Annotated in this window: 1 tRNA gene; it reads left to right on the top strand. The window is 57.2% G+C overall.

The features are described 5' to 3' along the window. The first annotated feature begins 146 nt into the window (after nt 1–146). Nucleotides 147–222: transfer RNA gene (locus tag DIE15_RS36765), tRNA-Asn, on the top strand.

The following is a 222-nucleotide window of genomic DNA, read 5'->3' as shown; positions in this document are numbered from 1 at the left end:
CCCCGATAGCTCAGTCGGTAGAGCGCCGGACTGTTAATCCGTAGGTCCCTGGTTCGAGCCCAGGTCGGGGAGCCAAAAAAGCAAAGGCCCGTTGAAAGTGGACGGGTTTTTTGTTGGCAACCGAACAAGCAGATGTACCGATTTATTCCCCGATAGCTCAGTCGGTAGAGCGCCGGACTGTTAATCCGTAGGTCCCTGGTTCGAGCCCAGGTCGGGGAGCCA

The organism is Burkholderia sp. Bp9031 (assembly GCF_003857965.1).
Classification (GTDB): Bacteria; Pseudomonadota; Gammaproteobacteria; order Burkholderiales; family Burkholderiaceae; genus Burkholderia; species Burkholderia ambifaria_A.
The sequence above is the reverse complement of the archived record's forward strand: the minus strand, read 5'-3'. Positions and strand labels throughout refer to the sequence as shown.